General features: G+C 73.9%; 6 protein-coding genes. 1 reads left to right on the top strand and 5 read right to left on the bottom strand.

Annotated elements, in window-relative coordinates; all coding sequences use genetic code 11:
- Positions 1–234: 234 nt before the first annotated feature.
- The 4 genes from ABTW87_RS21695 to ABTW87_RS21680 form a co-directional block, all read right to left on the bottom strand.
- Complete coding sequence (locus tag ABTW87_RS21695; protein ID WP_350652758.1) at positions 235–1,518, bottom strand: citrate synthase; 1,284 nt, start codon at positions 1,516–1,518, stop codon at positions 235–237.
- A gap of 168 nt (positions 1,519–1,686) precedes the next feature.
- Positions 1,687–3,852 (bottom strand): sulfatase-like hydrolase/transferase, encoded by a 2,166-nt coding sequence (locus ABTW87_RS21690; protein WP_502891626.1) that lies wholly within the window; start codon positions 3,850–3,852, stop codon positions 1,687–1,689.
- The gene (locus tag ABTW87_RS21685) at positions 3,845–5,257 is read right to left on the bottom strand and encodes a class I SAM-dependent methyltransferase (protein ID WP_350652756.1); all 1,413 of its coding nucleotides are present in this window, start codon (positions 5,255–5,257) and stop codon (positions 3,845–3,847) included. Before ABTW87_RS21685 ends, ABTW87_RS21690 begins: the two co-directional genes overlap by 8 nt.
- A 6-nt stretch (positions 5,258–5,263) precedes the next feature.
- Positions 5,264–5,413, bottom strand: coding sequence for a hypothetical protein (locus ABTW87_RS21680; protein WP_165438019.1), 150 nt, complete (start codon positions 5,411–5,413; stop codon positions 5,264–5,266).
- A 172-nt stretch (positions 5,414–5,585) separates the two neighbouring features.
- Here ABTW87_RS21680 and ABTW87_RS21675 point away from each other — a divergent pair, with 172 nt between their 5' ends.
- A complete protein-coding gene (locus ABTW87_RS21675) occupies positions 5,586–5,981 on the top strand; it encodes a VOC family protein (protein WP_350652755.1) in 396 nt (131 codons plus the stop codon).
- On the opposite strand, the gene ABTW87_RS21670 is transcribed toward ABTW87_RS21675, so the two are convergent.
- Entirely contained in the window at positions 5,978–6,679 is a 702-nt protein-coding gene (locus ABTW87_RS21670; RefSeq protein WP_350652754.1) for a helix-turn-helix domain-containing protein, read from the bottom strand. The genes ABTW87_RS21675 and ABTW87_RS21670 overlap by 4 nt on opposite strands.
- Positions 6,680–6,731: the final 52 nt, after the last annotated feature.

Below are 6,731 nucleotides of genomic sequence, written 5' to 3'. Positions count from 1 at the left end.
CTTCTTGCTCGACACAAGTTGATCTACCAGGAGTCCCGTTCCCACTATCCAGCAGGGGTTGACCCGCCGATCACAGCCCTAACGCAACGGCGTTGTCGCACATGTAGTGGCTTCGGGGCGCGCACGAGGCCACTACATGTGCGCATGAAGCGCGATCATGCGCAGGTCGGCGCCCGGCGGCACAAGCGCGAAGGGGCCCCGCCGGCGGCGGGGCCCCTTCGCGTGCGGGTCAGCTCAGCGCTGCGCGAAGTCGACGTAGTCGCGCTGGGCGGCGCCGGTGTAGACCTGCCGCGGGCGGCCGATCTTGGTCTCCGGGTCGTTGATCATCTCCCGCCACTGCGCGATCCAGCCGGGCAGCCGGCCCAGGGCGAACAGCACCGTGAACATCTTCGTCGGGAAGCCCATGGCCTTGTAGATCAGGCCGGTGTAGAAGTCCACGTTCGGGTAGAGCTTGCGGGAGACGAAGAACTCGTCGGCGAGCGCGATCTCCTCCAGCTCCATCGCGATGTCCAGCAGCGGGTCCGGCTTGGCCATCCGGCCGAGCACGTCCTGGGCGGCGTTCTTCACGAGCGCGGCGCGCGGGTCGTAGTTCTTGTAGACCCGGTGCCCGAAGCCCATCAGCTTGACGCCGGCCTGCTTGTCCTTGACCTTGCGCACGAAGGAGCGGACGTCGCCGCCCTCGGCCTGGATCTTCTCCAGCATCTCCAGCACGGCCTGGTTGGCGCCGCCGTGCAGCGGGCCGAACAGGGCGTTCACGCCCGCCGAGACGGACGCGAAGAGGTTGGCGTTGCTGGAGCCGACCAGCCGGACGGTCGAGGTGGAGCAGTTCTGCTCGTGGTCGGCGTGCAGGACGAACAGCATGTCCAGCACCCGGGCCATCACCGGATCGACCTCGTACGGCTCGGCGGGTACGCCGAAGGTCATCCGGAGGAAGTTCTCCACGTACCCGAGGGAGTTGTCCGGGTACAGCAGCGGCTGGCCGATCGACTTCTTGTACGCGTACGACGCGATGGTCGGCACCTTCGCCATCAGCCGGACCGTCGACATCTCCACGTGCGAGGCGTCGAACGGGTCCAGGCTGTCCTGGTAGAAGGTCGAGATCGCGCTGACCGCCGAGGAGAGCACCGCCATCGGGTGTGCCTCCCGGGGAAAGCCGTCGAAGAACCGGCGCATCTCCTCGTGCAGCAGCGAGTGCCGCCGGATCCGCTCGGTGAACTCGGTGAGCTGCTGCTGCGTGGGCAGCTCGCCGTAGATCAGCAGGTACGAGACCTCCAGGAAGGAGGACTTCTCGGCCAGCTGCTCGATCGGGTACCCGCGGTAGCGGAGGATCCCCGCGTCGCCGTCGATGTAGGTGATCGCGGACGAACAGGCTGCCGTGTTCACGAAACCGGGGTCGTACGTCGTCATCCCGGTTTCCTTGAGCAGCTTGCCCACACCGATGCCGCCGGGGCCCTCGACCGCGGCGTGCACCGGCATCGACAGCTGCCCACCGGGGTGATCGAGCTTGACTTCCGTCATGTGGTTCCTCGCTTCGCCGGCAGATCTTCGTTGAATTGCCTTCGCTTCTACCGTATTCGCGGATCCGGGGACACCGCCCGCGGTGGTTCTGCGGTGAGGTATGCGTCACCCGATTCCCGACCAGCGGGCTGGGAAACCCCGCCGGTCGGGCGGTGGGCGGAAGGGCGTTCAGCGCGGCGCGAGGCGGTCGAGCGTGCCGTCGGCGGCGACGAGGAGCAGGTCGAGGCGGTTCGCTCCGACCTGGAACAGACGGTCGTCGGCGAGCAGGGCGGCGAACCGGCGCCCGCCGGTGTCGCGCGGCACGACCGGCACCACGGCGGCGACGCGGCCGTTGACCGCGACGGCCAGCGGTGTGCCGTCGGCCACGTCGTCGGGCAGATCGCCCCAGACCATGGCGGGCAGCCGGCCGGTGTCCGGGTCCACGTCCCGGAAGGCGGCGAGATTGCCGACCCGGGCCGATCCGGTCACCGGCGCGTCCGGCACCGGGGTGCCGACCAGGGGATGCGGTGCGGCGGGCGGCGCGGGCGCGGGCACCCCGCCGGTGATCGGCGTCGGCTGGGCGGGCCGGTCGTAGAAGACCTTGCCCGCCTCGGCGCGGGGCTCCTGCCGGGCCGAGCGCCCGTCGACCGGCCCGGGCAGCCGGATCGCCGCCTCGTCGGCGACCGTGGGCAGCAGGTCGACGTGCTGCCAGTTCCGGTCGTCGACCCGGCCGGCGCGCTGACCGGGGGACTTCACGAACAGCGGCACCCAGGCGACCTCGTCGGCGGCGACCCGGATCGCGCCCATCCCCCGCCCCTGCCCACCCTTGGTGAAGCTGACCCCGTGGTCGGCGGTGACCACCAGCAGGGCCTGGTCGTACAGGCCGGTGGCGCGCAGCGTGCGCAGCGTCTCCCCGATCAGCCGGTCGGTGTAGCCGAGCTGCGCCAGGTGGCGCTGCCGGGCCAGCTCCACCCAACCCTCCCCCTCGTTCGGGAAGTCCTCCGGGGCCTCGTAGCGCACCCCCGACGGCAGGTACGCCCACGGCGAGTGCGGCATCAGCAGGTGCAGGAAGTGCAGCGTGGGCCGGGCGGACGGCTCGAGCCCGGCGAGGAAACGGGTGAACCGGGCCGGCTGGTTGGCGTTCAGCCGGTCCCAGCGGAACTTCGGGTCCTCCGGGACGGGCTCGGCGGCGTCGATGCCCGCCTCGGTGGCGGTCCGCTCCCGGTACGAGTCCTCCGGGTCGACCCGGCTGTCCACCGGCGCGACGAGGCGGGCCAGCAGCTTCGCGCTCTCCCGCACCAGCACCCCCGCGCCCTGCTCCGGGCGCACCGGCGTCTCGCAGCGGCTGGGCGGGCACAGCCGGGTGATGCTCTCCTCGGCGCGGATGTCGTACAGGCCGCCGAAGGCGGTGAACAGGTTGTCCGGGTGCTGGGAGTAGTGCGGGGCCGCCCCGGTCGCCGGGTAGCGGCCGGTCAGCATCGCCGGCAGCGCGTACGGCGTCCAGCCGCTGACGCCGGTGGCGTTGCGGTACCAGGTCGAGCCGTCCTCAAGCTCCGCGAAGTGCGGAAACCGCGCCGCGTCGATCCGCCCGTCCGGGCCGAGCAGCGAGACCAGCGGCAGCTCGTCGAGGATCAGCATGACCACCGGCGGGTGCCCGCCCGCGCCCGCCACGCCGGCGGCGCCACCGCCGGAGCGCGGCAGGACCACCGTCGAGGTGGGTGAGGCGAGCAGGAACAGCGCGACGAACACCGGCGGCCCGACCGCGGCCACCCGCAGCACCCGCGCCGGGGCGCGCCAGCGCCGGTGGGCCGCCGCACCGGCCGCGCCGGCCGCGACCGCCAGCACCAGCAGCGGTACGCCCCGAAGCGGCGTCGCGTGCCGGCCGACCTGCACGGCCAGCGCGGCGAGCAGCAGGCCGACGAGCACCGTGTGGGCGGCCGCTCGGGCACCGCGCCCGGCCAGCCGCGACAATGCGCCGAGCAGCCCCACGGCGAGGGTCGGGACGACCGCGATCAGTGCCGCCAGCAGCAGGATCTCGCCGCGTCCGGCGCGGTGGAACAGGAAGAAGTCCGGGCTGCGGCCGAGCACGTCCAGCAGCGGTTGGGTGACCACGAGCCCGACCAGGGCGGCGACCTCCAGCAGCCGGCGGGCCTCGACCCGCCAGCCGTCGCCGGACCCGTCCGGCACTCCGGCACCGCCACCCGGGCCGGCACCGCCGGAACGCGACCGCCGCCACACGCCGACGCGGCCGGCGCCGGCGCCCGGACGCAGCCTGCGCCAGACGCGGGCGCGACCGGACCCGGCACCCTCCTCGCCCGGTCCCGGGGGCACGGGCGCGGCGGCCGGATCAGCCACCAATGACCGCCCGGAAGAGCGTCCGGGTGCCCGAGGGCAGGTCGAGGCGGTCGACGACGCGGCAGCGGGCGCCGAGCAGTCGCTCGAACTCGTCGCGCCGGTAGTCGGGGAAGAGGTTCTCCGGCTTGTTGGCCAGCAACCGGCGGGCCATCGGGTCCTCCGGGTGCACGAACTCCACCACCAGCCGGGCGCCCGGCGCGCCGAATCCGGCCAGCCAGTCGACCACCTCGAGCAGCGGCACGTTGCGCCCGATCGCGAGGTGGTGCACGACGGCCAGGGCGAGCACCACGTCGGCCCGGGCCCGCTCGGCGAACGCGGCCCGCTCGACGCCGCGCCAGCCGCCGCCCGGGGACGGGTCGGCCAGGTCCATCACCAGCGGCAGGACCCGGCGCTCCCCCTCGGCCCGCAGCGCCCGGTACAGCCCGTCGACCACGGCCGGGTCCTGCTCGACGGCGACGACGTAGTCGGCGTGCCGGGCGGCCAGGCGCGCGTACCGGCCGTCGTTCGCGCCGAGGTCGAGCGCGAGGCGGGCGGTGGACCCGGCGGCCAGCGCGGCGGCGACGAAGCGTTCCTTGACGGCGCGGTCCTCCGCGGTGTAGCCGCAGGTGCGCTGGTAGTCGATCCAGTGGCTGGCCGGGGTGGGCCGGTCCAGCCGGTTCACCAGGCGTTGCAGCCCGCGTACGGTGGCGACGGCGAGATCGCGGGAGTAGCCGGCGGCGCGCATCTGGGTGCGGACCTCGGTCGTGCTGGACCGCGCGTTGCGCCGCTGCATCGCGTCGTGCAGGTGCACGTGGGTGGGTACGCCGGCCAGGAACCGCCGCCGGCCGGTGAAGAGGCGGCGCATCTGGTCGGCCTCGACGCCGTCGACGCGGGAGCGCAGCCACGGCTGGAAGTCCAGCCCGAGGTGGGCGCCGAGCAGCAGTGGGTAGAGCATCGTCTGGCAGAACTGGCGGTAGCCGGCCCAGGGCTCGCCGTCGCGGACCGGCGTGAACGACCCGACGTCGATGAAGACCGGCTCCACGCCACGCCACTGCAGGTTGTACGCCGAGCCGTCCTTGGTGGTGAAGCCCGCCGGCAGGGCCGCCCGCAGGATCTCCAGGTGCAGCAGGGCCGCGTCGCGCAGCATGGCGTGGGACCACTCGTACGGGTGCGAGACGAACGGGATGCGTTCGTGGCGCAGCACGGCGGCCCAGCCCTGCGGCACGGGACTGGTCTCGACCGTGCCGCAGACCTTGCCCTGGTCGAGCAGCACGGGAAAGAAGTCGCTGGCGGCCAGGGCCCGCCAGTCGGCGGCGGCGCGCTCGTCGAGCCCGCGCAGCACGTCGGTGCCCTGGTGGAAGACGCGGTTCGCCGGGTCCCGGAACGACGCCGGTTCGGCCCGCAGGTCGGTGTCGGGATGCGCCATCGCCGGTCAGTGCCGGTCGGAGGGCTGCTTGCGGAACCGGTCCACCAGGCGCCGCCAGTAGAGCTTGGCGGCCACCGCGACGCCGGCGACCCCGCCGACCACCGCCTGCACGATCAGGCTGCCCGATCCCGCGTCCAGGTAGGCCAGATGGTTCACCGACCGCTCCTTCCCGTGTCGACCCTCCCGGCGTCACCAGGCCGCATTTGACCGGTACGCCGGACTTGTCCGACACAGTACGCGGAATCCCGGCCCGGCGAGGGCGAGACCCGGCACCCGGCGTCCGATCCGTTCAAGACGGCGCGGCCGGGAGCGCCCTAGCGTGGCCGGCATGACGCCTCAGTTCGACCTGATCGGTATGGCCGTCGCCGACATGGCCCGCACCCTCGACTTCTACCGCCAGCTCGGGCTCGACATCCCGCCCGGCGCGGAGACCGAGCCGCACGTGGAGGTGACCCTGCCCGGCGGCGTCCGGCTCGCCTGGGACGCGCTCGACATGATCCGCTCGTTCGACCCGGACTGGACGCCCCCCACCGGCAGCCCCCGGGTCAACTTCGCCTTCCGCTGTGCCGACCCGGCCGAGGTCGACCGCTGGTACGCCGCCCTCACCGCCGCCGGATACCACGGCGAACGCGAGCCGTGGGACGCCTTCTGGGGCCAGCGGTACGCGGTGGTGCACGACCCCGAGGGCAATGGGGTGGACCTGTTCGCCCCCTTGCCGGGCTAGCGGCCGAGCAGCACCGTCGGCGGCACCCCGGCCAGGTCGCGGGCGTCCCGGGTCAGGTGGGCCTGGTCGGCGTACCCGGCCCGAGCCGCCGCCCCGGCCAGCGGCGCGCCGGCACGGACCAACGCCAGCGCCCGCTGCAGGCGCAGGATCCGGGCGAGGGTCTTCGGGCCGTATCCGAAGAGGTGCCGGGCGCGGCGGTACAGGGCACGCGGGTCGAGCCCGGCCCGATCGGCGACCTCGGCCACCGTTGCGCCGGCCGCCAGCGCGGCGGTCACTCGGGCGGCGAGGGGGTCCGGGCCGCCGACCTCCCGCAGCCGGCTGGCGGCCACCCCGACGAGCACCCGGGCCGCGACGTCCCCGACCAGGTCCTCGTCGATGCGGGCCGCGAGCGCGGCGGCCGACCGGTCGCCCCAGAGCGCGGCGAGCGGAACCCGGCGGTCCCGCAACTCCACCGCCGGCACGCCGAGGACGGCCGGGCCGGTGCCCGGCGGCAGGCGCAGCCCCACCCACCGCTCCCCCGGCTCGCTCCGGCTCAGGAACGCCCAGCGGTCCGGGCCGGCCACCAGGAGCCCTGCCCGGCTGGACCAGAGCAGGTCGACGCAGCCGTCGGGCAGCACCCGGGTCGGGCCGGCCCCGGCCGGCGTGGTTGCCGTCCAGAGCACGGCGCCGCCGATTCGAGCGGGACGTTCCCGGTACACGCAGTCCAGCCTGCCACCCGGGTCGGACACGACTGCCTACGGATGATGGTCG

This window comes from Micromonospora sp. NPDC126480 (assembly GCF_040302465.1).
Classification (GTDB): Bacteria; Actinomycetota; Actinomycetes; order Mycobacteriales; family Micromonosporaceae; genus Micromonospora.
This window is presented reverse-complemented; position numbering and strand designations above follow the sequence as displayed.

What these genes read in the sequence shown, in the direction of transcription:
- ABTW87_RS21685 (WP_350652756.1), bottom strand. Translation starts at nt 5,257, where the DNA reads ATGGCGCATCCCGACACCGACCTGCGGGCCGAACCGGCGTCGTTCCGG.
- ABTW87_RS21675 (WP_350652755.1), top strand. Translation starts at nt 5,586, where the DNA reads ATGACGCCTCAGTTCGACCTGATCGGTATGGCCGTCGCCGACATGGCC.
- ABTW87_RS21695 (WP_350652758.1), bottom strand. Translation starts at nt 1,518, where the DNA reads ATGACGGAAGTCAAGCTCGATCACCCCGGTGGGCAGCTGTCGATGCCG.